The sequence below is a fragment of the Sphaerisporangium sp. NPDC088356 genome, from assembly GCF_040685555.1.
GTDB lineage: Bacteria > Actinomycetota > Actinomycetes > Streptosporangiales > Streptosporangiaceae > Sphaerisporangium.
Window position 1 is genome coordinate 1 of sequence record NZ_JBFBIK010000109.1, and the last position, 24,385, is coordinate 24,385.

Here is a 24,385-nt window from a genome sequence, read left to right on the forward strand (position 1 = left end):
TGAACGGCAGCTATCGGACCATACGAACTTAAATCGTCAACATGCCGGGGCCGTGGCCACGGGAGGGGTGGGGCCTTCTCACTTTGGAGACGGCGCGGCCATTCGCCAACAAGCGCTATACCGACTCGGGAGCTGCGCACGACAGTCGCGGCCTGAAGCACCGGGCAGACAAGGACACCCGGCTGGTGCCGATTCCTCCGGCTCTGGTGAAGATCCTGCGTGAGCACATCGAAGAGTTCGGCGTGGCCGGCGACGGCAGGCTGTTCGCCACAAGCAAGGGCGGGCTCTACACGAACTCGGCGATCTCCCGCGTCTGGAAGTCGATACGCAAGCAGGCATTCACACCTGAGCAGGTCGCCTCGTCGCTGGCGGCGACGCCGTACGACCTTCGGCATGCAGCCGTCTCCCTGTGGCTGGCCTCTGGAGTCCCCACTACCGAGGTTGCCAAGCGCGCGGGGCACGGCGTGGAGGTACTTCAGCGGGTTTACGCGAAGGTGATCGACGGGCAGATGGAGCTAGCCAACGCAAAGATCATGAGTGCTCTGGACGAGTGATCCAGAGCCACTCTGGAAGGCCTCGGGCTATTCCGGGTCTTTCGCTTTCCTGGTGGCCCAGTCTTTCGTCAGCCCGTCGCCTGGGCGTGGCCATATTCACTCGTTCAGCGCAATGAATCGTCTGGGCTGTGGCAACGGCCGGGCCTGGCGTGATGAGGCATGGACGAGATGGGCAAGACTGCCAACTGAGGGGTGAGGTGAACGACCTCCTCGGCGACGAGGACTGCGACGCCGACGGAAGACGATGACTCGTGCGAATGGGGGATGTGCGGGGCCGCTGCGCCGCACCGGAAGGCAGGGGGAGTAGCTGGGGAGCGCCTGATCCTTCCCGAACCTGGAAAGAACCGGGAGCTGTGGCGACGGGGGAGTGGCTTGGGATGCGGATCGTGGTGGACCTCACCCGCTGCCAGGGCTATGCGCAATGCGTGTTCCTCGCGCCGGAGGTGTTCGAGCTGCACGGAGAGGAAGCGTTGCTCTACGACCCGGCCGTCCCTGATAGCCAGCTTGACCGCGTACGCCAGGCTGCGGCGGCGTGCCCGGTCCAGGCCATCCTCGTGGGCGAGGAGGTGAGGGCCGGTGTCCGGTGACCTGCACCAGGGCCGTATCGTCATCGTGGGCGCGTCGCTGGCCGGGTTGCGGGCCGCCGAGACGCTGCGCGAGGAGGGCTTCACCGGCTCACTCACCGTTGTCGGAGACGAGCCCCATCCGCCCTACGATCGCCCACCGCTGTCTAAACAGGTGCTGCTCGGGAAGGCGGCGTCGGACGCGACCACGCTGCCCACGCGCCGGGACCCGGACGCGGAGTGGCGGCTCGGGGTGCGCGCGACGGGGCTTGATCCGGTGGGGAAGCAGGTGCTGCTGGCCAACGGCGAGTCACTGCCCTACGACAGGCTGCTGATCGCCACAGGTACGCGGGCGCGGCCCTGGCCCGACCCGGCGCAGGCGGCCCTGGATGGCGTTCTGACCTTGCGTACCAGCGACGATGCCGGGCGCCTGGCCGAGCGGCTGGCTGCCGGGCCGCGTCGGGTGCTGGTGATCGGCGCGGGCTTCACCGGCTCAGAGATCGCCTCGGCCTGCCGTGAGCGAGGCATTGAGGTCACGGTCGCCGAGCGGGGACCCGCGCCGCTGGTGGGCGCGCTGGGCGGGACGCTGGCGAAGCTCGCGGCCGGCCTGCAGCGGGTTCACGGCGTGGACCTGCGCTGCGGAGTCACGGTCACCGCGCTGCGGGGGAACGGCCGGTTCACCGGTGCGGACCTGTCCGACGGCAGCCGTATCGATGCGGACGTATGCGTGGTCGCCATGGGGGCGGTCCGCAACACCGAGTGGCTGGCGGACTCCGGGCTGGCCGCGGGCCGACTCGGGGTCGCCTGCGACGCTGGGTGCCGCGTCTTCAACGCCTACGGGATCGTCACCGACGACGTCTTCGTGGCCGGCGATGTCGCCCGCTTTCCGCATCCGCTCTTCGAGTACCAGATGCTCGCCCTGGAGCACTGGGGCAACGCGGTCGCGCAGGCCGAGGTAGCGGCCCACAATATGGTGAATATGGGGCCATTGCGGCGCCCGCACCTCGCGGTCCCGGTCTTCTGGTCGAGCCAGTTCGGGCTCAATATCAAGTCTGTGGGCGTCCCTGCCTTCTCCGACCAGGTGGCCATCGCCCAAGGCTCGCTCGGTGAACGCCGTCTGGTGGCGGTCTACGGCTACCGGGGCCGCGTCACTGCCGCGGTGACCGTCAACATGGCCAAGTGGCTGGAGTACTACCAGGGCCTGATCGAGACTGCGGCCCCGTTCCCACCTGGACCGGGCGCGGCCGACAGTCGCCCGGTGGTGGCCGAGTTCCCGGTCCCCTCCAACGTGCCGGACCCCAGGGGGCTCTGCCACGGTCCGACCGTGGCGCTCACTGGTTACCTGCCCGACCGTCGGCTGACTCTGGTGCGGCCTGGCGGCTGACCCTTGTTGTCCCTTCCTGCCACGAGGAGCCGTGTATGGCCGTCGAGACCCTGTTGGAGCGGATCACCGACTACGCCAACCGCCCCGACCCCTATCCGCTGTACGCGGAACTGCGCGAAGTGAGGGTAGTGCGGCAGACGGACGGGAGTTACCTGGTCGGTGCGTACCACGACATCGCAGCCCTGCTGCACGACCCGCGCATCAGCGCCGACCCCCGCAACCTGGCCGCCCCGTACCGCGGCCTGGCTCCGGAAGAGGACCAAATCTCGTTCATCCGACTCGACGACCCCGAGCACCACAGGCTCCGCAGGCTGGCCATGCGGCCGTTCGGCCCCCCGCACAGCCCAGGTCGTGTGGGCGCGATGCGCGGCCAGATCGCCCAGATCACGCAGGAACTGATCGAAGCGTTGGAAGGCCGCACGCGGATCGACATCGTTGAGGACTTCGCCTACCCGCTGCCCGTCACCGTCATCTGCCGACTGCTCGGTGTGCCGCGCGAGGACGAGCCGGTCTTCCGGGAGTGGTCCGCCACGATCATCGATTTCGCCGACATCAAGCCGGGCGAGGATCCCACCGAGCGCCGGCAAGCCGGCGCCCAGGCCCTGGCGGAGATGGGCCGGTACCTGGTGGACCTCGCCGAGCGGTACCGCGGCCACCCCGGTGACGACATGCTGTCCGCATTCGTCAACGACCCGGATTCGGCGCTCACATGCGAGGAGTTGGCGGCGACTGCCGTACTCCTGCTCGTCGCTGGACACGAGACGACGGTGAACCTGATCTCCAACGGGGTGCTCACCTTGCTACGCCACCCCAATGAGATGGACCGGTTGCGCCGTGAACCCGATCTGCTCCCCACGATGGTGGAGGAACTGCTGCGCTACGAGCCACCGATCCAGATGCGGCAGCGCACCCCCCTCGCCAACATCGACGTCGCAGGCACCGCCATCCCCAAGGGCGCACCCCTGATACTCGTGCTGGCCTCGGGCAACCGCGACCCCAAGCGCTTCCGCGACCCCGAGCGGTTCGATCCCGCCCGCCTGGACAATCAGCATCTCGGCTTCGGTAGCGGCATCCACCTCTGCTACGGCGCACCGCTCGCCCGGATCGAAGCCCAGACCGCGCTCGACGCGTTGATCCCCCGCCTCGGCACCGCCACCCTGGTCCAGGACCCGCCCCCCTACCGGCGCAATGCCATGCTTCGCGGCCCCCGTCACCTCCTCCTTGAGACCTGACCTGCTCCGTGGCGGCATGGCAGTGCCCCCGGAGGTGTCGAGCGACCGTGAATTCCGGCCTGACCTGGCGAAACGGCTTCAAGATCATTGCGCGCATATTGCGCGAGCGCTGACATTCAACTGCCTACGGCTGCACATGACTGCCCGAGATCGTCAGAGCTATGAGGGAGAAGCCTCAGGTAGATGCCTGTTTTGGCTGGTTGGAGAGTGCCCCCGGCAGGATTCGAACCTGCGGCACCCGCTTTAGGAGAGCGGTGCTCTATCCCCTGAGCTACGGAGGCGGGGCCTGGGTGTAAGCGTACCGAAAGGCGAGCACCATGTGTGCAGAGGCGTGGCTTGGCTTTGCGACTCGTATCCCATGTGTACGCTGAGCTGGGGTAAAAGGCTGACATGCCAGCAACGTTCGGTAGCGGTGGGTGACTACTGTCACGCAGCGTGACCGGAGAGCGACGAATGCGGGTTGAGAGGCGCCGGGGTGTCCGGCCGGGTGTGCTCCTGGCGGCGATGCTGGCGCCCGCGGTCCTCGCGGCAGGACTCCTTGTGGCCGAACTCACCGGCTACGAGGAGCACGTGCGAGGTCGGCCGCGACATGTGGTGAAGGTGAAGGCCGTGGCGGGGTGGCAAGGGCTACCTAGCTTCGTCTTTGTGACGCCTGTACCGGCTCCGCCGCATGCGGATTACGGGTACGAGGGTATGGTTCCGACTCCTTTGATCTCCGGAGATGAGGAGGTGCTGGACGTCTCGCGGCTGACGGCCGGTGGGTCGGAGTCGACGGCCGACCAGGGGGAATCGACCGAGCCGGATCCGCAGGCTGATCGTGATGGTTGGTTGAGTCGCGAGTTACGGGCGCACGGGCCGGGCGCAGTGCAGATATGGCCTCAGGCGAGGAATGATCGTCCGGGGCGGCATGTATGGCGGGCGCTGCCGGTGGAAGGCGCCATGGCGGTGCCGTCGGGAAAGCATGGGCGCGCGGCGCGGCGGGATGAGCGGGCGCCTATTGTGCCGCAGGAAGATCGCAAGCACCCGGAGGAGGGTGGACAGGCGGTGTCGCCTGAGGATCACACTTCAGCCACGCACCCGGGCGAGCATGCGCAAGCCCAGGATCCGAAGGGCCATGCCCAAGGTGTACGCCCGGAGGAACCTACGCAAGCCCCGCGCCCGGAGGAACGTGCGCAAGCAGGACGAGGGCGAGCGGTGCAGCCGAGGGAACGCTCGCAAGCTGCAGTGGACCGTGACCGAAAGGTGGAGTCGGGTGAGCCCGCACAGGCTGCAGGTTCGGCGGAGCGTAGGCGGGCGGTGGAGCCGGGTGAGCGTTCGCGGGCTGCGGGGGCGTGTGGGCGGATGGTGGAGTCGGGTGAGCGTTCGCGGGCTGCGGGTGCGGGGGAGTGTGGGCGGATGGTGGAGTCGGGCGCCCCCTCACAGGCTGCGGGTCCGGGGGAGTGTGGGGGAGCGGTGGAGGCGGGTGTGCGTTTGCGAGCTGTGGATTCAGCGGCTCCTAGCCGGGCCGGGGAGTCGGGTGAGCGGGCGGAGGGTGCGCGGCGGGCTGGACGTATGCACGGAGCGCATTCGGGCGAGCGGGTGCGAGGGGCGCGGCCGGGCGGGCATGGGTGCGATGGACGGTTAGGGGGGCGTGCGCCGGTTGGGTGGATGGTCGGGCGGCCGGTTGGGCGGCCGGTTGGGCGGATGGTCGGGCGGATGGTAGGGGGCTGGGCTGTTGGGTGGGGTGGACTGGGGCGGGAGCCTTCTGCGGTTTCGGTGCGGCCGGCGTCGGGGGTTTCGGCGGTGCGTCGTGCTGGGTTGGTGATGCCGGGGGCGGTTTGGCAGGTGGGCTGTTCTGCCGCGTGGCGGGGCAACTGGCTTTGGCAACTGTGCCAACCGTGCGATAGCGAGAAGGTATAAATGCCATGATCCGTACATAACGGCTCTCGTGACTCGGGTCCGACTACACAGGTAGCTGTAGTAACGTGCGTGCCGGGCTAAGGTCACAAGTTCGCAAACGGAGGGGTCCGTAACGTGCCATCTCCCCGATCGGCGGGCCTGGTCGCCGTACTCATGGTGATGGTCTCCATGCTCACCATGACGTCGTCGGGCTCGGCGCAGGCGCGGTCGGTCACCCAGGAGGCCGCACCCCAGGAGCTGGATCCGGGCAACCTCAATCAGTTGCGCCGTGACGCCGAAAAGTCGTCCCAGGCGCTCGCAGAGGCCACCAAGGCCCTGGAACAGCGGCAGGGGACGCTGGCCAAGGCCGACAAGGAGCTCAAGGGCAAGCTGGAGCAGTTGCGTACGGCGACTCTTGAGATGTCCAAGGTGCGCAGGCCGCTGGCGGACCTGGTGCAGTCGCTGTATCAGGAGCCCTCGGGCGGTGACATGGCGCCCTTCTTCACCGGTGAGAGCGACGCGACCAGCCTTCGTGCTCTGAGCGACATGACGTACATCGTGTCGGGACGTGACAAGGTCCTGGCCGACGCGGGCAAGCTCTATCAGGAGCAGCAGAGGCTGGCCGGAGAGGCGCAGGACCTTCGGGCGACGAAGCTGCTGGTGGAGGCCCAGCTCAGCGTTGAGATCGACACGCTGAGGAAGCGGTCGTCGACGGTTGTGAAGTCCCTGTCCCAGGCTCTGACGAAGCTCGGAGTGCGGGTCAACCAGGGCGGCCGTACGGGAGCGGCGTGCGACCCGACCCAGGTGAGCGCCGCCGCGCAGTACCCCAACGGTCTGCTCCCGAAGAGCGTCCTGTGCCCGCTGCAGCAGCCGGGCCGGGAGTTGCGCGCGGACGCGGCGATCGCCTTCGTCGCGCTCAACGAGGCGTACAGGAAGCAGTTCGGCAAGCCGATGTGTGTGACCGACAGCTACCGCAGCCTCGGCCAGCAGCAGGCCGTCTTCTACCGCAGGCCGGGTTTCGCCGCCGTGCCGGGGCGAAGCAACCACGGGCTCGGGCTCGCGGTGGACCTGTGCGGTGGTGTCGACGTCTTCCGTTCGGTGCAGTTCAACTGGCTTGAGGCCAACAGCAAGAAGTTCGGGTGGATGCACCCCGACTGGGCCTATCACAGCCCGTTTGAGCCGTGGCACTGGGAGTACGACCCGAAGCTCGGCTCGCTGCTGTAGGTGAGAGGCTGCGCTGCTGGAGGGTCTATTTATGGCGTCATCGACTCCGCATCCCCGCCTGTTCAGGCGCTGACGAGACCGTCAGAGCGGTCAGCCCGTGCCGTCATGGTTATCGGGAGTTGCCGTGGATGGTGATCGACAGGCGTGAACCCGTGCCGGCTTGGGTGAGGCGGGCGGCCTGCTCCAGTGTGGTGGCCAGAACGACCAGAGCGCCGCTTTCCGTCATGGAGTCCGCCGAGGCGGTCGCGCGTGGCAGGGCGATGACGGTGACGGCCTGGGCCACCGTGGCCGTGCGCGGATCGAGCCGGGCTTCGTCCCACTGGGCCGCGGCTGCGATCACGTCGATGACATCGCCTACGCGAAGCAGGCGTGCCGCACCGGCGTCCGTGATGCGTACGGGCGTGGCGACCATGCCGGGACCGTAGGCGTCGACCAGGGCAGGTCCGAGCAGGCGTAAGTCGGTGAGAGGCTCGCCGCGCCGGGCCGGGGCAGCCAGGACACGTCCGGCGACGGGCGCTCCCGGGCGGAGCGCGCCGTCGGGCACGGCGGCTTCCGGGATGCGCACCACCGTCAGATCTGGCGCTGCCAGCGTGCCAGGCCTGAGGTCGCGAGCGGCGGCCAGGACCTCGGTGGCGGGGACCGGACGCATGGCCAGGCCCACGCTTCCCGCAGCCATGGCCGCGAGGACGACGGCCATGAGCCGGCGTCGGCGATTGAGTGTCCGAACTACACGAAGTGCGGCCCGCATTGGTGTCTCCTGCGGCGAGGGTTGCCTGTGAGAAATGGCTGCTAGGGCCCAGGGCATGGCAGCAAGTGCTCACGGCGCGGGACTGGAACGCGGAGCAAGGGGTTGCGGGGTCTGGGGTGAGGACAGGCTCGTGGGTCTGGGCCTAGGGGAGTTCGAAGGGGAGGTCGATGCCGTTCAGCGCGTCGCCGCAGGGGCAGGTGCGTTCCGTGGGCAGCTCGACGGCCACCGAGCCGACGAGCGTGCGCATGCGCTCGCTGTTGGCGGCGAAGAACGCGAAGACTTCGTCCTGGGTGACGCCCTCGCCCGCGTCGACCCCGGCGTCGTGATCGGTGACGAGGGCCAGCGTGGTGTAACAGAGGGCCAGCTCGCGGGCGAGAACGGCCTCGGGGTAGCCGGTCATGCCGACGATCGACCAGCCGTTAGAGGTGAACCAGCGTGACTCCGCCCTGGTGGAGAAGCGGGGCCCTTCGATGACGACGAGAGTGCCACCGTCGACGGCACTCCAGCCCTCGGCCTCGGCCTTCGAATAGGACAGAGCTCTGCCAACTGGGCAATAGGGATCGGCGAAGGGGACGTGGACCGCGCCGTTCGCGTCGTAATAGGTCTGCACCCGGCCCGACGTGCGATCGACGAGCTGGTCAGGGATCACAAGGGTGCCCGGGCCGTACTGAACGCGAAGGGACCCGACGGCGCTCGGCGCCAGCACTTGGCGCACGCCGAGGGAGCGAAGAGCCCAGAGGTTCGCCCGGTAGGGGATGCGATGGGGAGGAAATCGGTGATCGCGGCCGTGGCGGGGCACGAACGCGACCGCGCGCGAGCCGATGTGGCCGACAGTGATGGTGTCGCTCGGCGGCCCATACGGCGTGGCGACGTCGATCTCTTCGGCATCATCGAGGAGGGAGTAGAACCCTGAACCGCCGATGACCCCGATGTCCGCTCTCATGACCATGGCGCAGACACTAGCGCCCCGGCCCCGGGCAGAAGAGACGAGAGCCGAGACCTGTGGATAACCCTAGTGGGAAATGGCCAGGGATACGAAGATCGTGGCACGTTGAGCGGCGTGAGTACCGGCGCCCGCACACACCGTTGCGCGCCCTCGCGGGTCGCCGGCAACGTGTGCGGTCGCGGAGATGACCCGCAAGCGATGACCCGGGTCTGCGCATGGGGCCGGGACAGGTGTCCATGAAGGTTGTACGGCCTGTGGGAGCCGTACAACCCTGGGCGTCGTCAGGCGGCCGAGCTGCTCGCGGACGCGGAAGAACTCGCCGCAGCGGGCTCCTTCTTGGCCGAGGCGGTGGTTCCGGAGTCGGAGCCGCCGGAGTCCCCGGAGCCGCTGGAACCAGAGGAACCGGATGAGGCCGGTGAACTGGTGGAAGACGAGACCCCGGAGTTGGTGGACGAGCGGTTGTCCGTCCGATAGAAGCCGGAGCCCTTGAAGACGATGCCGACGGCCGAGAACACCTTGCGCAGCTGGCCCTCGCAGCTCGGGCACGTGGTCAGCGCGTCGTCGCTGAATCTCTGGACGACCTCGAGCCCTTCACCGCAAGCGGTACAGGCGTACTGGTAGGTGGGCACGCACTCCTCCTCGTATGATTCACGCCGAGTATGACTCACGCAGACTGGCACTCTACCGATGCGACTGCTAATGGTACGCAGCCGATTAGGCTAAACGCCACCCAGACAGGTTCTAATCCCCGCCACAAGCAGTGTGGGGTGCCCCGTGAAAGTTCCGTGCCGGCCGCCGTCAAAGGCGTCTGGGGTCACTCGCCGCGTTCGCCGTACCAGCCTGCCAGTTTGCCTCGGCGGCTGACCGCTCGGAGGCGGCGTTCGACGGTCTGCCTGTATGCGGCCGTGGTGACCACCAGAAGCTGGTCCTCCGCCCGCAGGCGCGTGGAGCCCTCGGGGACGAAGGAGCGGCCCTCACGTACGACCATCGTGACGGCCGCGTCCGACGGCAGGCGGAGTTCGAAGATTTCGACTCCGTGCAGCCCGGAGCCCGGCGGGATGGTGATCTGCAGCAGGTCGGCGTTGAGCTCTTCGAGCGGAGCCGCCTCCACGCCCAGGTCACGGGCCTCGTCGAGGGCGTTGACCCGCAGGATCCGCGCGAGGAACGGCAGCGTCGGCCCCTGCACCATCGTGAAGACCATCACGATGACGAAGACCTCGTTGAACACCCCCTTGGCGCCGATGAGCCCGGTCGCCCACGGGATGGTGGCGAGCACGATGGGCACCGCCCCGCGTAGTCCCGCCCATGACAGGAACGCCTGTTCGCGCCAGGAGAGCCGGTCCAGACGCGCCAGCCGTACGATCAGCGCCGAGAGCACGACGGACAGCGGGCGTGCGAACAGCAGCAGGACGAGGCCGGCGATCAGGCCGGGTACGACGGTGGCGGGCAGCTCGTGCGGGCTGGCGAGGATGCCCAGCATGACGAACAGGCCGATCTGCGCCAGCCACGCGGCCCCCTCGGCGAAGCCCCGGGTCGCGGCCCGGTGCGGCAGTCGCGTGTTGCCGAGGACCAGCGTCGCCAGGTACACCGCGAGGAAGCCGCTTCCGTGCAGGAGGGCCGCGCCGCTGTAGGCCACGAACGCGAGGGCGAGCACGGCGATGGGGTAGAGGCCGGACGACGGCAGAGCCACCCTGCGCAGGGCGTAGCCCCCCAGAGGGCCGACCCCGAGGCCCACCGCGCACCCGACCGCCAGCTCGAACAGGGCGTCCAAGACGACGTGCCCCACACTCGGCAGGGGCGTGTTCACCTGGCTGAGCATGGCGACGACGATCACTGTGGGCGCGTCGTTGAAGCCGGACTCGGCCTCAAGGATGCCGGACAGGCGCTGGGGGAGGCGCAGGCGGCGCAGTACGGAGAACACCGCCGCCGCGTCGGTCGAGGCGAGGATGGCTCCGAGCAGCAGGGCCGTACGCCAGTCCATGCGCAGCAGCCAGTGCACGGCCGCCGCGAGGGCGATGATGCTCACGGCCACGCCTACCGTGGCGAGCACGAGCGCGGTCGGTACGGCCCGGCGGACGTGCTGCCAGTTCGTGGTGAGGCCGCCTTCGGCCAGGATGACGGCGAGGGCGGCGAGGCCGATCTGCTGGGCGAGTTGCGCGTTCTCGAACTGGACGCCCAGCCCCGCCTCGCCGACCAGGAGGCCGATCGCGAGATAGATCAGCAGGCTCGGCAGTCCCGTGCGGTGGGCCACCCGTACGGAGGCGATGGCGGCGATGACGACGACGGATGCGAGGAGCAACCAGATATTCAGGTTCACCGGCCCCCCACTCGCGTTTTCCGTCCATTGTGTCCTATTCGTATAGCCCTCTACCACGATGAACTGCTATGAGCTACCGTCACACGCGACACAGAGGCGCTAATCGACGGGTATCAGGTGACGGCAGTGACCGACGAGACTTCCCCGGTTCTTGAGAACACGAGGAAGGATGATTCCGCCGGTGGCGAGGAGGCCGTCCCGGCGAAGCCGCCCAAGAAGCGGCGCCTGCTGCGCCGGATGCTGATCGTCACGGGGCTCATATTCGCCATGGTGTTCGCGGCGGGGTTCGCGCTGGTGATGGAGCGTCAGATCACGCTGAACGGCAACATCGAGCGCATCCCTGGAGCGTTTCCCGAGGACGCGGGGCGCCCGGCCAAGGCAGTCGGAGACGCGCAGAACTGGCTGCTCATCGGGTCGGACAAGCGGCCGGGCGAGTCGGGCAACCAGCGGGCCGACACGATCATGATCGTCCATGTCCCGGCCGGCCGGGATCGGCTCACCCTCATCGGCATCCCCCGCGACTCTTATGTCCGCATCCCCGGGCACGGAAACAACAAGATCAACGCAGCGTACGCCTTCGGTGGCCCGAAGCTGCTGATCAAAACGGTCGAGGACCTCACCAAGGTGCGTATCGACCACTTCGCGGCGCTCGACTTCCAGGGGTTCGTCGCCATGACCGAGGTGATCGGCGGCGTCGACGTCTACGTGTCCCGCAAGGTGTACGACCCGATGAACAAGATCACCTGGCCGCAGGGCCAGGTGCACCTGCAGGGCGAGAAGGCGCTGCTGTTCGTCCGGCAGCGCTACAACCTGCCGGGCGGCGACTTCGACCGGATCAAGCGGCAGCAGGCGTTCATCGGGGCGATGGGGCACAAGATCATCAGCAAGGAGCTGCTGACCGATCCGTTCAAGCTGAACGCCTTCCTCGAAGCGCTCACGCAGGCGGTCAGCGTCGACTCGGGCGTGACATTGAGCACACTGCGCGATCTCGCGCTGGAGCTGAGAGACATCCGGCCGGACACCGTCGACTCCACCACGATCCCCACGATCGGCACCGCCACCGTCAAGGGCGCCAGCGTCGTACGCCTCGACAGGAAGGCCGGGGTGTCGTTCTTCGAGGCGGTCAGGGAAGACACCCTGGAGCAGTACTTCAAGGACAGCGGCGGCCTGAACGACCTGACGATCCTGCCCTGACCACCACGGTTCGCGTCAGAAAGCGATGATTCCCGACGGGAGCGCCGCCATCGAGACGGCCTGATCGTGGGGCTCCGAGGGGATGCCTTCGATCAGCTCGCCCTCGTGGAGCAGCGCGACCGTCGGTACGTTCGGCCCGACCCGCGCCAGCGCCCGGTCGTAGGAGCCGCCGCCGCGCCCGAGCCTCACCCCGCTGGACGGATCGACGGCCAGCGCGGGCACGATCACCAGCGCTGCCGTACGGATGGTGTCCACGCCCCGCCGCGTGTCCACGGGCTCCATGACGCCGCGCGGCCCCGGGGCCATCGAGTCGGGCCCGTCGTAGACCGCCCAGTCGAGATCGTTGTCCGGTTTCAGCACGGGCAGGATCACCGTGGCGCCGTGCTTCCAAAGGGCGAACACCAGGCCCTGGGTCGCCGGCTCGGTGCCCATCGACCAGTAGCACGCCACCAGCCCGGCCATCTGGACCCAGGGCTGGTCGAGTAGCGTTTCCCTGATCGCGGTCGCCGAGCCGCGCGGATCGGAGAGCCCTGCTCGTGCGGCGACGATCCTCCGGCGCAGCTCCGCTTTGTCCACTCGGCCCTCCATTAAGGTGCATCCATGGCTGACTACGATCCAGTGACGAAAGTCGTCATCCCCGCCGCCGGTCTCGGTACGCGATTCCTGCCGGCGACCAAGGCGACCCCCAAAGAGATGCTGCCGATCGTCGACAAGCCGGCCATCCAGTATGTCGTCGAAGAGGCGGTCTCGGTCGGGCTCCTCGACCTCCTCATGGTGACAGGCCGGAACAAGCGTTCCATCGAGGACCACTTCGACCGGGCGTACGAGCTGGAGGAGGTGCTCGCCGCCAAGGGAGACTCCGAGCGGCTCTCGCAGGTTCTGGAGCCGGTGGAGATCGCCACCTTCCACTATGTGCGGCAGGGCGAGCCCAAGGGCCTCGGGCACGCGGTCCTGTGCGCGAAGCAGCATGTCGGCAACCACCCGTTCGCCTGCCTGCTGGGTGACGACCTCATCGACTACCGTGACCACCTGCTGAAGCGCATGATCGAGGTGCGCGACACCTACGGCGGCAGCGTCGTCGCGCTGATGGAGGTCCCGCGGGAGCAGGTCTCCCTGTACGGCTGCGCGGAGATCTCGCCGACCTCCGAGGACGACGTGGTCCGCGTCACCGGCCTGGTGGAGAAGCCCGCGCCCGAGGACGCCCCCTCCAATTGGGCGGTCATCGGGCGTTATGTCATCGACCCTGCCGTGTTCGAGGTGCTGGAGAACACCGCTCCCGGGCGTGGCGGGGAGATCCAGCTCACCGACGCGCTGCTGGAGCTCGCCGGCCGTTCGACGGATGAGGGCGGTCCGGTGCACGGCGTGCTGTTCCGCGGGCGCCGTTACGACACCGGCAACAAGATCGACTACCTTCGCACCGTCGTGCAGTTCGCGGCGGACCGTCCCGACCTCGCGCCTGAGTTCATCTCGTGGCTGCGCGAGTTCCTCGACGAGATCCCTGAGTGAAGGCTCGCGGGACCTCGGCCTCCGCGGACCGTTCGACGCGGTGAAACCTCCACGGGTTGGTGGATGAGATGAAAACGGTTGACGCCCATCTGGCCGAGATCCTCGGCGCGGTACGCCCGCTCGATCCGATCGAGCTCGATCTGGAGGAGGCGCTCGGCTCCACCCTGGCCGAGGACGTCACCTCGCCGGTCGCGCTGCCGCCCTTCGACAACTCCGCCATGGACGGCTATGCCGTTTATGCCGGGGATGTCGCGGGGGCGACCGGCGACGATCCCGTGGTGCTGCCGGTGACCGTCGACGTGGCGGCCGGCGACACCGCTTCGCGAGCGGTCGAGCGGGGGTCGGTCACGCGCATCATGACCGGGGCGCCCGTGCCGGAGGGCGCCGACGCGGTGGTCCCCGTCGAATGGACCGACGGGGGCACCGTCAAGGTCACGATCAGTCGGCCCGCCGCCCCGGGCAACGCCATCCGCAGGTCGGGCGAGGACGTCCAGGCCGGAGATCTCGTGCTGGCCGCGGGCACCATGATCGGTCCGCCCCAGCTCGGCATCCTCGCCGGGGTCGGGCGGCGTACGGTCCTCGCCCATCCGCGCCCGCGCGTGGTGGTGCTGTCCACCGGGGCCGAGCTGGTCGAGCCGGGCAGGCCGCTGGGGCACGGGCAGATCTGGGAGTCCAACAGCTTCACCATGGTCGCGGCCGTCCAGCAGGCCGGTGGGGTGGCGTTCCGCAGGAGCGCCGTCGGCGACGATCCCGACGAGTTCTTCGCCACACTGCACGGCCTTCTGGACGAGGCCGACGCCGTGATCACCACAGGCGGCATCTCGATGGGCGCGTACGAGCCCGTCAAGGAGGCGCTGTCGCCGCTGGGAACGGTCAAGTTCGAGAAGGTCGCCATGCAGCCGGGCATGCCCCAGGGCTTCGGCCTGCTGGGCGACCGCCAGGTGCCGATCTTCACGTTGCCCGGCAATCCCGTCTCCTCGTACGTCTCGTTCGTGCTGTACGTGAAGCCCGCGCTCGCCAGGATGCGCGGCGTGCCCGCCGGGCCTCTGGCCACCGTGACCGCGACGACGACGGCGGCGGTGCGCTCTCCGGCGGGCAGGCGTTCTTTCCTGCGCGGAGTGCTCAGCACGGCGAGCGGGGGCGCCGTGGTGACCCCCGTGCACGGGCAGGGGTCCCACCAGCTCGCGGCGCTCGCGGGAGCGAACGCCCTGATCGTGGTACCCGAGGACGTCACCGGCCTGCCCGAGGGTACGGTCGTGGAGGTGATCCCGCTGTGAGTGAGCTGACCCATATCGACGAGTCCGGCGCCGCCCGCATGGTCGACGTGTCCGCCAAGGACGTCAGCGTCCGTACGGCCTGCGCCACGGGCCGGGTGCTGCTGTCACCGGAGGCCGTGGCGATCCTGAGGTCGGGCACGGTGCCGAAGGGCGACGCAATCGGGGTCGCCCGCATCGCCGGCATCCAGGGCGCCAAGCGCACCCCCGACCTCATCCCGCTCTGCCACCCGATCGCGCTGCACGGGGTCAAGGTGGAGGTCGTCGTGGTCGACTCCGGGGTGGAGATCACCGCCCGGGTGAAGACGGCCGACCGTACGGGCGTGGAGATGGAGGCGCTCACGGCCGTCTCCGTCGCGGGCCTGGCGATGATCGACATGATCAAGGCGGTGGACCCGGCGGCGGTGATCACCGATGTGCGGGTCGAGGAGAAGACCGGTGGGAAGACCGGCGTCTGGACCCGGCCGTGAGAGCTCTGGTCGTGACCGCCTCCAACCGCGCCGCCACCGGAATTTACGCCGATAAATCGGGACAACTCCTGGCTGGGCTGCTCGCCGAGGCCGGCTGCGACCCGGTGGACGGCCCGAGGGTCGTGCCCGACGGCGAGCCCGTCGAGGCCGCCCTTCGCGAGGGTGTCCGCGAGGGGTACGACGTGATCGTCACCACCGGAGGCACCGGGCTGACCCCGCAGGACCTCACCCCGGAGATGACGGGCCGGGTGATCGAGCGCGAGATACCGGGCATCGCGGAAGCCGTACGGCAGGCCAACCGCGAGAAGGTGCCCACCTCGATCCTCTCGCGCGGGCTGGCCGGCCAGGCGGGGACGACCCTCATCGTCAACCTGCCCGGGTCGTCGGGAGGCGTGCGGGACGGCATGGCCATCCTGGCTCCGATCCTCCGGCACGCCGTCGAACAGATCAGAGGCGGCGACCATCCCCGCCACTGACGGGCGCCGTCAGAGCGAGGGGCTGGCTTTCGCCATGGCGAATTCGGGGTCGGACAGGGGATGATTGACGCGTGGATCGACTTCGCGGCTGGCCGGCGACCCTGAACGAGGGACCGGTGGGACTCCGGCCGCTGCGTCTGCGCGACGTCAGTGCCTGGCGCGAGACGCGACTGCGCAACGCCGACTGGTTGCGGCCATGGGAGCCCAGCAACCCAGAGACCCCGCTGTTCCGCACGGGCCTCGGGCCGTACATCTCCATGGTCGGCACCCTGCGACGTGAGGCGCGGCAGGGTCTCGCGCTGCCCTGGGTGGTGACCTGGCGCGGGGCGTTCGCCGGCCAGCTCACGGTGGGCGCGATCGTCTGGGGCTCGGCGCGGTCCGCTCAGGTCGGCTACTGGGTGAGCGGCACCCTCGCCGGGCGCGGGATCACTCCCACGGCCCTCGCGATGGCCGTCGACCACTGCTTCTTCACCGTCGGCCTGCACCGCCTGGAGGCGAACATCAGGCCCGAGAACCACGCCAGCCGCCGGGTCGTGGAAAAGCTCGGTTTCCGCGAGGAGGGGGTCCGCCGCCGCCAGCTCCACATCGACGGCGCCTGGCGCGATCACATCTGCTACGCCTTGACGCTCGAGGACGTGCCTCGCGGGCTCCTGGCCCAGTGGAGGCAGACCCGGGAGAAAACCGCCCACGACGGTTCCTCCTAGACAGTCATAGACAGCTTTGACGTAGGCCTGGGGATAAACAGGTTGACGATCTCGCGACACACCGCACGGAATGCTCGTCAATCAGTGACACGCGGTCCTACGGTGCGTGACGTGAGCACATTTGCGACGCCACTGGCCCCGTGGTGTGTTCACGCTGCCCACAGCGGGCCGGGGAGGTGGGCGGGTGAGTAGTGCCTTCCTCTACCTCGGCATCGTTCTCATGTGGCTGTGCGTCCTCGTGCCGATGTGGCTGCGCCGTGACCGCAACTCGGTGGAGATCGCCGAGCTTTACAACGAGGGCGAGGAGTCAGACGGGGACACCCTCGCCGATCTTCAGGTGTCCGAGGTCCCGTCCGGCCATGCCGCTCTCGCCACGGACACCGCCGACGACGAGATCACCATGGAGCTCGGCACCCCCGAGCCCCGCGCAGAATCAGGCTCGCCGGCCTCATCTCATGCCGCGTCCCAAACGCGAGCGGAGCCCGACGCGCGAGCGGTGCCGCACGGGTCGTCCAAGCCCGGAGCCCCTTCCCCGGCGAGCGACATCAGTGGGTCCAGGGCCGCGGGTGGCGCCTCCGCCGAGAAGGCTTCTGATGGCTCGTCCGCAGCCGAGACCGAGCCGGATCCCGTTCCCGAAGAGCTCTCCGATGAGGATCTGTTCCAGGCCGAGTGCCGCCGCCGGGCGCGGGTGCTGGCGCGCCGTCGCCGATGGCTCCTCTGGACCGTGCTACTCCACCTCGCCTCGGTGGTGACGGCGGCCGTCGGCGTGGCGCCCTGGTGGAGCGTGGCGCCTTCCGCCGTCCTGCTGGTGTCGTACCTGGCGGTGCTGCGCGTCGCCGTCGCTGCGGACGCGGAGCGGCGCGTCGAGGCCGCGAAGGCCCGCGCCGAGCGCGACCGGAGGGTACGCGAGCACCAGCGTGCGCTCGAAGAGGCGGCTCAGCAGGCCGAGGCCGAGATCATCGAGTTCCGCAGGCGCGTCGAGCCCTTCGACCAGTACGCGGACCGCTCCCGCCGCGCCGTAGGCGACTGACCCCTCCCAACGACCGGCCTCCCTTCAACGACCGGCCTCCCTTCAACGACCGGCCTCTCTCAGCGACGGCTTCCCTCGCCGAAGCTTCGTAGCCCCCTGGACGTCCTCAAGCGGGCCTGAGTGGCTCCGAATCCCGGCCAAGACGCCCGACGCCTCCCGTGCGTCAGACGTCCCCCACGGAGGCCCAGGCGGCGGGCCGGATCTGCGCGATCACATGATCACCGGCGCTCTGCCGGTATGAGTGGCGCGGGTGGCCGCCAAAGTTTGCTAATCTGGTCGAGTCCTAGGGGCTGTAGCGCAGTCCGGTAGCGCACTTCGTTCGCATCGAAGGGGTCAGGGGTTCGAATCCCCTCAGCTCCACCCAGGTCAAAGGCCACTTCCATGATCGGAAGTGGCCTTTTTGATCTCCGTACAGCAGCGCCGTACAGCAACGGCGCCCGAGTTGCTCGAGCATTGGCATGCTTGATCGCTTTCGCAAACTGTGATCGAAGTTCCAAGACGCCACTGGTTGGCCTGTCCGCGTCGTGCACCCTGACCGATCCATACGGCTTGCCGTAGGGCGACGAGTGGGCGAGGAACTGTGACAAGGGGCACGCGGGCACGCCAAGGAGGGCTTGCGCCGGGCAGTAGGCCAGGTACGGCTGCCTGATGCGGACATGGCCGTCACAAAGTAGCCAGGGTTGGGGAAGCCCCCAAGCGCGTTCGAGGCTCCGCTCTGGTAACCGGCGTATACGGCACAGAGCCATGCCTCGTACGTTCACCTCAAGACGGTACCAACGACAGTTGTACAGCTCAGAGGCACGGGCGCTGCGATGCGGTCCTCCCCGTGGCCCCCGCAGCGAGCTGCCATGCAGCAGGACTCCATGCATTAGAAGCATTAGGAGCAGAGCTGCTTGACCTTAGACCCTTTAGATCATGCTATCTTTGCCTCCAAGCTGGCCATTGGTTGATGGGATAGTAGAGATGCCAAACTTCGAGACGTTCACGAAGCGGCTCGTGCCGCTGGTGCGGCAACCCTTCGTGACGATCCAGAAGCGCGGAACGATGTCCATGAACGCTGCTGCATTCGCCGAGCTGGGCGAACCGGAGGCTGTTGAACTCCTCTATGACCCTGCGGAGCGGATCATAGGATTTCGTCCGGTAGAGAAGGAATCCGAGCATGCCTACCCTCTGCGCCCACAAGCGGGCAAGAGCGTAGGGCCATACATCGTGTCCGGGACTGCGTTCACCAAGTACTACAACATCGATACATCTGTGTCCCGTAGGTGGACCAGTTACATCGACGACGGCATCCTGTGCATCGACCTCAAGCAGTCCGGCACGGTGGTAACGAGCAATAGAAGCTCTGGCAGAGACGTTGAGGGGGGACAGTGAGATTCTGTGGGTGCGGTTGCGAGCACCGCTTGCACCAGGTAGCCATCAAGGGCAGGTAGAAGCACTGTGAGCAACCCGCAGTGGTCGTGGATCAGGGATGCCGCTTGTAGGTGTGGTCCCCCGCCTGCGTCGTGCATCGAGGATGCGGTGAAACTGGTCCAGATCGGCATCCCGGACTTCCGTAGCCAGCCCCGGCTAGGGCGTGAGCGAGGACTGTCTCTCTTCGTGAACCTCACACACGAAGAGGCACTGATCAAGTACCTCAATGGACGCCGACCCACTGCGAGGGACTTTGAGAGGACGAGGCTTCGAGCCACTACTGCTGGCAAGATCAGAGCTGCGGGCCTGGCTGTGGTCCACACACCTGGTAGCCGTGTGAGGCGATCCCCGCATGTCACTGTGGTGTGGCCAGCGGCTGATCCATTGGTCAGTCAGACTGTCCCATGGCCTATGGAAGTGTCAGCCAGCTTCGCAGCATGCTTCAATGGGGGTGAGGCAACGTAAGGAGGTGGAGAGATGGATGGGCTAGTGAAGCAGGGTGCGCCACCATGGTCTCCTTCTCCACGGGCGCACGATCTGGAAGTCTGGCATCACTATGAGGTGCCGTTGGCCGGCACAGTGATGGTAGACGAACGAACTATCCTCTTCACTGTCGTTGGGGATGCAAACGGGGTCGTGTCGATATGGGCATACCTCGACCTGACTCCGAACGAAGTAGAGGATCTTCGAGGTCTAGAGTTCGATACCGACGAAGAACTTCGAGACTTCGTAGCAAGCAAGTTCTCCCACAGGCGCGCAGTGCTTGCTCTTGCACATGACTTGTCCCTCCGAGAGTGGTCTCCTGTAGACCTCGGTGAGGATTTGCTGGAGAGCGCAGTGAAGTTCGTGCAGGATGTCGTACGGTCTCACACCCCCAGTGATGATCAAAACATGAAGTTACAAGCTAGCTTGGCTGCTGCGGATGTAGTCATCCCGCAAGATCTAGTGCAGGCGTAATCGGCTTCTATAGAACAAGAGCCTCACTGGCCCCGAGCAGCACGGGTTGCAGCAGAGAGCCCACGGGGGGTAGTTCCTCGGGTTGAGTTGGGCCTACCTTGCTTTCGAGCTTTTACGGCGATCGCTGTATGGCGTGGTCAGCATACGGCAGGACAGTCGTGGGTGCCCCTAGGCTTCACCCCAGTTCAAAGGCCACTTCCATCACCGGAAGTGGCCTTTTTGATCAACGTGCAGGGTTGTACAGCAACGGCTATTCCAGTTGCTCGCCCAGCTTCTTGAGCGCCGTCCGGGTGGCCTCGGACGATACCTCGCTGTAGATGTTCATCGTGACCGCGATCTGGCTGTGGCGGAGGATCTGCATCGCGATCCTTGGGTGAACGTCCAGCGCGACGAGGAGTGATGCGCAGGTCTTCCGGGTGGCGTGAACCGGGATGCTCCGCGCACCGGCATGCTTGATCGCGGTCGCGAAGCTGCGGTTGAAGTTGCGAGGCTCGACGGGTCGGCCCGTCCGTGTCGTGAAGACGAACCCCTTCTCGATCCATTCGTCTTTCGCCGCCTCACGAGCGGCGTCCTGCTTTGCCTGCCGTTCACGGAGTGCAGCGACGCAGAGGTCAACGAGGGGTAGAACGGCATCCGATGCCTCAGTCTTGGTCTCGCGATGATGGAGCTGCCCACTGACGCGCTGGAGTTGCCAGCCGATCGTCATCTCAGCGTTGTCGAGGTCGACGTCTTCCCACCTCAGCCCGAGGACTTCACCGCGCCGTAGTCCCACCGCGAGAATCAGCACGTACGCGGCGTAGAGCGGATCCCGACGAGTCCGCGCGGACTCCAAGAACTGGCGAGCCTCATCCACCGACCACGGCTTGATCTTGCGGCGTCGAGGCTTCGGAACGCGCATCAGGGCGGCGACGTTACGAGTGATCAGCTCTTCGCGAACCGCGTTGTTCAGCGCGGCACGGAGGATCGTCCAGGCGTCTCGCACGGTGCGATCAGAGGCGATCTGGCCGCAGCAGACGCCCACCGCACAGCACTTCTGTTTCTTCTCAGGTCTGCGGGCATCCTTGCCCTGCGCGCAGCACTGACAGGTGACCCGGAGCTTGTTGTACCAGGTCTGAACATCGCGAACGGCGAGCTTATCGAGCCGCTTAGTGCCGAGAGCGGGACCGATGTACAGGCGAGAGAACACCTCGTACGTCGCCGCCGTCGATGGGGCCAGATTTGGCGCTACGACCTCACGGATCCAGTAATCAAGGTAGGCGCCCAGCGTTGGAGATTTTGTGACGACCGGGCCACGCTTCGCCTCAGCGTGCAGTTTGATCCACTTCTCGTGGGTCTCTTCACGGGTCTTGCCGTAGGCCCACTTGCGCTTACGCTGCCCGTCCGGAGTGGTGACCCATACGTAGCCGGCGTAGCCGTTCTTGTAGGGAAAGATGGAGCCTTCCCCGTTGGCGCGCTGTCCCATCAGGCAGCCTCCTCGCACAGTCGGGTCACGTAGTCGCTGAGAGCGGATTCGGGGATACGGCGGCATCGCTCGCTGACGAGGACTGAGCCGAGTTCACCGGAGCGCATGAGCTTGTAGAGGGTCCACCGGCTGACCTTGAGCTTGGCCATCGCGTCGGGGACCGTGAGCATGTCGTCCGTGTTCATAGGTCACTCCCCGATGCCGACGTAGATGCAGTCAGTGGAGAGCAGGTGATCGCTGCGGCAATGAGTGCGTCACCGGCTGAGAGGCCCTTTCCGGCGTAGGACCAGTGGGCGATGACGAGGGCGGTGTCCTCGTCGAAGAGGGGCAGCCGTCCGGTTGAGATGGCCTCGTCGCGCCTGTGGTCGGCGCGTTCGGCGCGCATCTTGCTGAAGGTGGTGGAGTAGTGGCGGGATTTGGTGGAGAAGTGCCCGCGGAAGCCGAGCATGTGTGCCCATTCGGCGAGCCGGAGGTCGGCCAGGCCGTCGAGGGAGCCCAGGCGGAAGCATTCGGCGATCAGGCGCCGGGGATGCTCGCGGATGGGGAGCGCGGCCAGGTCTTCGGTGGCGTTGATCCGCCGGTCCAGGGTGCCGACGCATTCAGCGGCCTTGGTCGCATATTTCGCGATGTAACCGGCCACAGCCTGATCAGTGAGGGTGCCGCCGAGGGTGATGGGCCGGACGTCGAGCTGAGCGCCCCAGCGCAGGAGAGCGGACGGCTTGCTGTCGACTGCGGGGGCGGTCACGGTGACGGCCTGGTGTGCGTGTTGTACGGCTTGCGCCAGCACATCGGAGGTGGCCCAGGCCGGAGGCGGGGAGTCCGGTCCGTCCGGTCCGTCGAGGCGAATCACGGCATGGAAGTGGACGACGCCGCGGCGCTGATACTCGGCAACCTTCGCGAAGGCGATCGACAGCTCCTCGCGCAAGCCTTTGAGGCTGTGCCCGGTCAGCTTGGCGACGTGACGGCGTAGCGCGAGGGTGAAGCGCCGCCACAGTTCCGGGGCCAGGGCGTTGAAGAACACCGACCCCGTGTAGTCGTAGCAGTCCGGGCACAGCGGCTCGCCAAGGCGTTCCTCGTCGGCACCGTGCCGGGCGGTGCAGGACATGACCCGTCCGTGCGGGCAGGTCTCGGCGTCGCGTCGAGGGTGGCAGGGCAGGAGCTTGCCGTTCTTCTCTCGCCGGGTGTGGACGGTCCCGAAGGAGGGGGCGGTGAGGGTGACGAACAGGCACGGGTGCGCGCTGACGGTGGCGGGGACGCCTTTGCCGTCGGCCAGGCCGGCGCGGATGAGGTGGTAGGTGTCGGCCCGGTAGGTCTCGGCGCAGGAGGGGCAGCGGGAGGCGCGTCGGGTCTTGCACGGCACCCGTAGGACGCCGTCCGGTTCGGTGCTGGTGGAGTAGCGGTGCAGTAGGGCGCCGGTGGCCTGGTCGACGTGCAGGACGTGGCCGCGCAGGTGGATCGGCTGTCGGCATCCGCCGGTGGCTTTGATTTGGGCGGCCCAGCGGGCGTATTGGGGGTCGTGGAGTCGGGTGATCATCCCGGCTACCGCGTGTGAGTTGGTGGTGTTGGGCATGATGGGGCGTGTCCCTTCCGGGTCTTTAGAGGTTCGGTGTGGGGATGGCCCCCGACGTGGCGTGTGACTTGGCGGTTGTGCGGTCACGCCGGGGGCGCCGGGGCTATGCCCCGTGGTTGTCTGCTCCGGTTCCGTGGCAGTCGGCGCAGGTGCCGCCGAGGCTGTCGACGCCGGTCCCGCCGCAGGTGGCGCAGCGGTAGCGGATCACGGTGAATTCGTCGTCCACGCCCTTACCTCCAGGTCCGCATGTCACGAGGGTTGATCTGGGCGTAGAGCCGGAAGTCCGACCGTCGCCCGCGGTTGGGGTGTGGGTTGGAGACCGAGGTGACCCGGAAGATCTTGCGGAGCTGGTAGAGCGCGTAAGAGATCTCGGAGCGGGTGCCGTCGAGGCGGATGCGCATGGGGTTCTCCGTTCAGGCGCCGGGGGCGGGGTTGGTGGGGTCGGTGTCGAGGGTGATGGAGTCCTCGTAGCTCCTGCGGGCGGCCCATCGGGCTCGGGAGGAGGCGAGCAGGCCCACCGCCTTGTACTCGGCGATGCCGAACGTGATGCCCGTCGAGTAGTGGCCCACCGCGAGCTCGTCGGCGTCGACGTCGGAGCCGAGTAGCCGGGCGACGTGGTCGACCTGGGCGCGGATCTCCTCGTCGGTACCGAGGGGGTAGAAGTAGATGGAGATTGGCCCCCAGGGGGCGGGGACATCGGGGTTGGTGTCCAGGAAATCGGCCAGGTCGCGCAGGCCGTTGATGACGGCTAGGCGGTCGGGGGTGCGAGCCATCGCAGGGAGGTCCCTTCGGTTCAGGCGGGATCGGGGATGTTGCGCAGTTGGCGCAGCAGGTCGGTGGCGAGTTGGTTGGAGACGCCGAGCCGGGCGCGCAAGGTGTCGCGGGTGATCGGTCTGCCGTGCCGGGCGTGGTGTTCGGCCGCGACGCGCCGGGCGTAGTCGAGCAGCCCGCCAGAGGACTGCGAGGTGTCGTCCTGCCCTGCGGTGTCGCCGTCCTGGACGGGGACGGACGCAGCAGCCACGGGGACGGGCGGGACGGAGGCGGGGACGAGCGCCGTCGAGGGGATCGGATCGGGGACGGGGCGCGGGGACGAGCCGGGGACGGGGGCCGACGCCGGTACGGGAGCGGGTACCGGTGCCGGGGAGGTGGGACGGCGCGGCGTTCGAGCATGGAGACCGCGACCAGGAACGCCACGGCCGGGGTCGCCGCGGTGACCCACCCCCAGACCGAGGTGTCGGCCTGTGCCAGGTTCGCGGCCAGGGACAACACGATCCCGCCGACCAGGACCAGGGTGGGCCAGGACACCAGGCCGGAGCGGGTACGGCCGGTCTTCTTGTCGCGCTGCCGTTCGCGTGCCGCCATGACGCAGGTCAGGTCGACGCAGACCGCCACGGCCCAGGCCATCCAGCCCCTCTCTGTCAGACTCTTGTGAGACATGGGACGAATGAGTCCTCATGATGTGAAACAGGGCTAGACAGGACGA

The 24,385-nt window shown here is 67.6% G+C and carries 27 protein-coding genes and 2 tRNA genes; 16 read left to right on the forward strand and 13 right to left on the reverse strand.

Features of this window, described 5'->3' with window-relative positions; all coding sequences use genetic code 11:
- Positions 1 to 83: 83 nt before the first annotated feature.
- The 4 genes from AB0O34_RS29195 to AB0O34_RS29210 all read left to right on the forward strand — a co-directional run bounded on the left by AB0O34_RS29195 (position 84) and on the right by AB0O34_RS29210 (position 3,733).
- Positions 84 to 554 carry a hypothetical protein gene (locus AB0O34_RS29195; protein WP_363920797.1) on the forward strand — a complete coding sequence of 157 codons (471 nt, stop codon included), beginning with the start codon at positions 84 to 86 and terminating at the stop codon, positions 552 to 554.
- Between the two features lie 377 nt (positions 555 to 931).
- Positions 932 to 1,141 carry a ferredoxin gene (locus AB0O34_RS29200; protein ID WP_363920799.1) on the forward strand — a complete coding sequence of 70 codons (210 nt, stop codon included), beginning with the start codon at positions 932 to 934 and terminating at the stop codon, positions 1,139 to 1,141.
- Positions 1,131 to 2,501, forward strand: coding sequence for an FAD-dependent oxidoreductase (locus AB0O34_RS29205; RefSeq protein ID WP_363920801.1), 1,371 nt, complete (start codon positions 1,131 to 1,133; stop codon positions 2,499 to 2,501). The genes AB0O34_RS29200 and AB0O34_RS29205 overlap by 11 nt, the downstream gene beginning before the upstream one ends.
- Before the next feature lie 35 nt (positions 2,502 to 2,536).
- Entirely contained in the window at positions 2,537 to 3,733 is a 1,197-nt protein-coding gene (locus tag AB0O34_RS29210; RefSeq protein ID WP_363920803.1) for a cytochrome P450, read from the forward strand.
- A gap of 208 nt (positions 3,734 to 3,941) precedes the next feature.
- On the opposite strand, the gene AB0O34_RS29215 is transcribed toward AB0O34_RS29210, so the two are convergent.
- A tRNA-Arg gene (locus AB0O34_RS29215) sits at positions 3,942 to 4,014 on the reverse strand.
- 1,732 nt (positions 4,015 to 5,746) lie between these two features.
- Between AB0O34_RS29215 and AB0O34_RS29220 the strand changes: the two genes are divergently transcribed.
- Positions 5,747 to 6,835, forward strand: a complete 1,089-nt coding sequence (locus AB0O34_RS29220) for a M15 family metallopeptidase (protein WP_363920805.1) — start codon at positions 5,747 to 5,749, stop codon at positions 6,833 to 6,835.
- 109 nt (positions 6,836 to 6,944) lie between these two features.
- On the opposite strand, the gene AB0O34_RS29225 is transcribed toward AB0O34_RS29220, so the two are convergent.
- The 4 genes from AB0O34_RS29225 to AB0O34_RS29240 all read right to left on the reverse strand — a co-directional run bounded on the left by AB0O34_RS29225 (position 6,945) and on the right by AB0O34_RS29240 (position 10,846).
- On the reverse strand, positions 6,945 to 7,532 hold the full coding sequence (locus AB0O34_RS29225; RefSeq protein ID WP_363920807.1) for an RcpC/CpaB family pilus assembly protein: 588 nt from the start codon (positions 7,530 to 7,532) through the stop codon (positions 6,945 to 6,947).
- A 193-nt stretch (positions 7,533 to 7,725) separates the two neighbouring features.
- On the reverse strand, positions 7,726 to 8,532 hold the full coding sequence (locus AB0O34_RS29230; protein WP_363920809.1) for an S-methyl-5'-thioadenosine phosphorylase: 807 nt from the start codon (positions 8,530 to 8,532) through the stop codon (positions 7,726 to 7,728).
- A 278-nt stretch (positions 8,533 to 8,810) separates the two neighbouring features.
- Positions 8,811 to 9,158, reverse strand: a complete 348-nt coding sequence (locus AB0O34_RS29235) for an FmdB family zinc ribbon protein (RefSeq protein WP_363920811.1) — start codon at positions 9,156 to 9,158, stop codon at positions 8,811 to 8,813.
- A 185-nt stretch (positions 9,159 to 9,343) separates the two neighbouring features.
- Positions 9,344 to 10,846 (reverse strand): potassium/proton antiporter, encoded by a 1,503-nt coding sequence (locus AB0O34_RS29240; protein ID WP_363920813.1) that lies wholly within the window; start codon positions 10,844 to 10,846, stop codon positions 9,344 to 9,346.
- Between the two features lie 126 nt (positions 10,847 to 10,972).
- On the opposite strand from AB0O34_RS29240, the gene AB0O34_RS29245 reads away from it, so the two are divergent.
- On the forward strand, positions 10,973 to 12,040 hold the full coding sequence (locus AB0O34_RS29245) for an LCP family protein (RefSeq protein WP_363920815.1): 1,068 nt from the start codon (positions 10,973 to 10,975) through the stop codon (positions 12,038 to 12,040).
- Positions 12,041 to 12,055: 15 nt separating this feature from the next.
- Here the strand turns inward: AB0O34_RS29245 and AB0O34_RS29250 are convergent, their stop codons facing one another.
- Positions 12,056 to 12,616, reverse strand: coding sequence for a 5-formyltetrahydrofolate cyclo-ligase (locus tag AB0O34_RS29250; RefSeq protein WP_363920817.1), 561 nt, complete (start codon positions 12,614 to 12,616; stop codon positions 12,056 to 12,058).
- A 24-nt stretch (positions 12,617 to 12,640) separates the two neighbouring features.
- Here AB0O34_RS29250 and galU point away from each other — a divergent pair, with 24 nt between their 5' ends.
- The 9 genes from galU (at position 12,641) to AB0O34_RS29295 (ending at position 19,870) form a co-directional block, all read left to right on the forward strand.
- Complete coding sequence (gene galU, locus AB0O34_RS29255) at positions 12,641 to 13,546, forward strand: UTP--glucose-1-phosphate uridylyltransferase GalU (protein WP_363920819.1); 906 nt, start codon at positions 12,641 to 12,643, stop codon at positions 13,544 to 13,546.
- Positions 13,547 to 13,614: 68 nt separating this feature from the next.
- Entirely contained in the window at positions 13,615 to 14,823 is a 1,209-nt protein-coding gene (gene glp / locus AB0O34_RS29260; protein ID WP_363920821.1) for a gephyrin-like molybdotransferase Glp, read from the forward strand.
- A complete protein-coding gene (gene moaC / locus AB0O34_RS29265) occupies positions 14,820 to 15,290 on the forward strand; it encodes a cyclic pyranopterin monophosphate synthase MoaC (RefSeq protein ID WP_363920823.1) in 471 nt (156 codons plus the stop codon). Before glp ends, moaC begins: the two co-directional genes overlap by 4 nt.
- Positions 15,287 to 15,766, forward strand: a complete 480-nt coding sequence (locus AB0O34_RS29270; RefSeq protein ID WP_363920825.1) for a MogA/MoaB family molybdenum cofactor biosynthesis protein — start codon at positions 15,287 to 15,289, stop codon at positions 15,764 to 15,766. The genes moaC and AB0O34_RS29270 overlap by 4 nt, the downstream gene beginning before the upstream one ends.
- A 71-nt stretch (positions 15,767 to 15,837) precedes the next feature.
- Positions 15,838 to 16,470: a GNAT family protein gene (locus AB0O34_RS29275; RefSeq protein WP_363920827.1), complete on the forward strand. Its 633-nt coding sequence runs from the start codon at positions 15,838 to 15,840 to the stop codon at positions 16,468 to 16,470.
- A gap of 184 nt (positions 16,471 to 16,654) precedes the next feature.
- The gene (locus tag AB0O34_RS29280) at positions 16,655 to 17,500 is read left to right on the forward strand and encodes a hypothetical protein (protein WP_363920829.1); all 846 of its coding nucleotides are present in this window, start codon (positions 16,655 to 16,657) and stop codon (positions 17,498 to 17,500) included.
- 286 nt (positions 17,501 to 17,786) lie between these two features.
- Positions 17,787 to 17,860, forward strand: a tRNA-Ala gene (locus tag AB0O34_RS29285).
- 603 nt (positions 17,861 to 18,463) lie between these two features.
- A complete protein-coding gene (locus tag AB0O34_RS29290) occupies positions 18,464 to 18,874 on the forward strand; it encodes a hypothetical protein (RefSeq protein ID WP_363920831.1) in 411 nt (136 codons plus the stop codon).
- Between the two features lie 606 nt (positions 18,875 to 19,480).
- Positions 19,481 to 19,870 (forward strand): hypothetical protein, encoded by a 390-nt coding sequence (locus tag AB0O34_RS29295; protein ID WP_363920832.1) that lies wholly within the window; start codon positions 19,481 to 19,483, stop codon positions 19,868 to 19,870.
- Between the two features lie 250 nt (positions 19,871 to 20,120).
- Here AB0O34_RS29295 and AB0O34_RS29300 read toward each other — a convergent pair whose 3' ends face one another.
- The 7 genes from AB0O34_RS29300 to AB0O34_RS29330 form a co-directional block, all read right to left on the reverse strand.
- Positions 20,121 to 21,332: a site-specific integrase gene (locus AB0O34_RS29300; RefSeq protein ID WP_363920834.1), complete on the reverse strand. Its 1,212-nt coding sequence runs from the start codon at positions 21,330 to 21,332 to the stop codon at positions 20,121 to 20,123.
- Positions 21,332 to 21,517, reverse strand: a complete 186-nt coding sequence (locus AB0O34_RS29305) for a helix-turn-helix domain-containing protein (RefSeq protein WP_363920836.1) — start codon at positions 21,515 to 21,517, stop codon at positions 21,332 to 21,334. The genes AB0O34_RS29300 and AB0O34_RS29305 overlap by 1 nt, the downstream gene beginning before the upstream one ends.
- On the reverse strand, positions 21,514 to 22,866 hold the full coding sequence (locus AB0O34_RS29310; RefSeq protein WP_363920838.1) for a replication initiator: 1,353 nt from the start codon (positions 22,864 to 22,866) through the stop codon (positions 21,514 to 21,516). The genes AB0O34_RS29305 and AB0O34_RS29310 overlap by 4 nt, the downstream gene beginning before the upstream one ends.
- Positions 22,867 to 23,005: 139 nt before the next feature.
- Complete coding sequence (locus AB0O34_RS29315; protein ID WP_363920840.1) at positions 23,006 to 23,128, reverse strand: hypothetical protein; 123 nt, start codon at positions 23,126 to 23,128, stop codon at positions 23,006 to 23,008.
- 4 nt (positions 23,129 to 23,132) lie between these two features.
- The gene (locus AB0O34_RS29320; protein ID WP_363920842.1) at positions 23,133 to 23,303 is read right to left on the reverse strand and encodes a hypothetical protein; all 171 of its coding nucleotides are present in this window, start codon (positions 23,301 to 23,303) and stop codon (positions 23,133 to 23,135) included.
- 12 nt (positions 23,304 to 23,315) lie between these two features.
- Positions 23,316 to 23,675, reverse strand: coding sequence for a hypothetical protein (locus AB0O34_RS29325; protein WP_363920844.1), 360 nt, complete (start codon positions 23,673 to 23,675; stop codon positions 23,316 to 23,318).
- A gap of 20 nt (positions 23,676 to 23,695) precedes the next feature.
- Complete coding sequence (locus AB0O34_RS29330; protein ID WP_363920846.1) at positions 23,696 to 23,923, reverse strand: hypothetical protein; 228 nt, start codon at positions 23,921 to 23,923, stop codon at positions 23,696 to 23,698.
- Positions 23,924 to 24,070: 147 nt separating this feature from the next.
- Here AB0O34_RS29330 and AB0O34_RS29335 point away from each other — a divergent pair, with 147 nt between their 5' ends.
- Positions 24,071 to 24,334, forward strand: coding sequence for a hypothetical protein (locus AB0O34_RS29335; protein WP_363920848.1), 264 nt, complete (start codon positions 24,071 to 24,073; stop codon positions 24,332 to 24,334).
- Positions 24,335 to 24,385 lie beyond the last annotated feature (51 nt).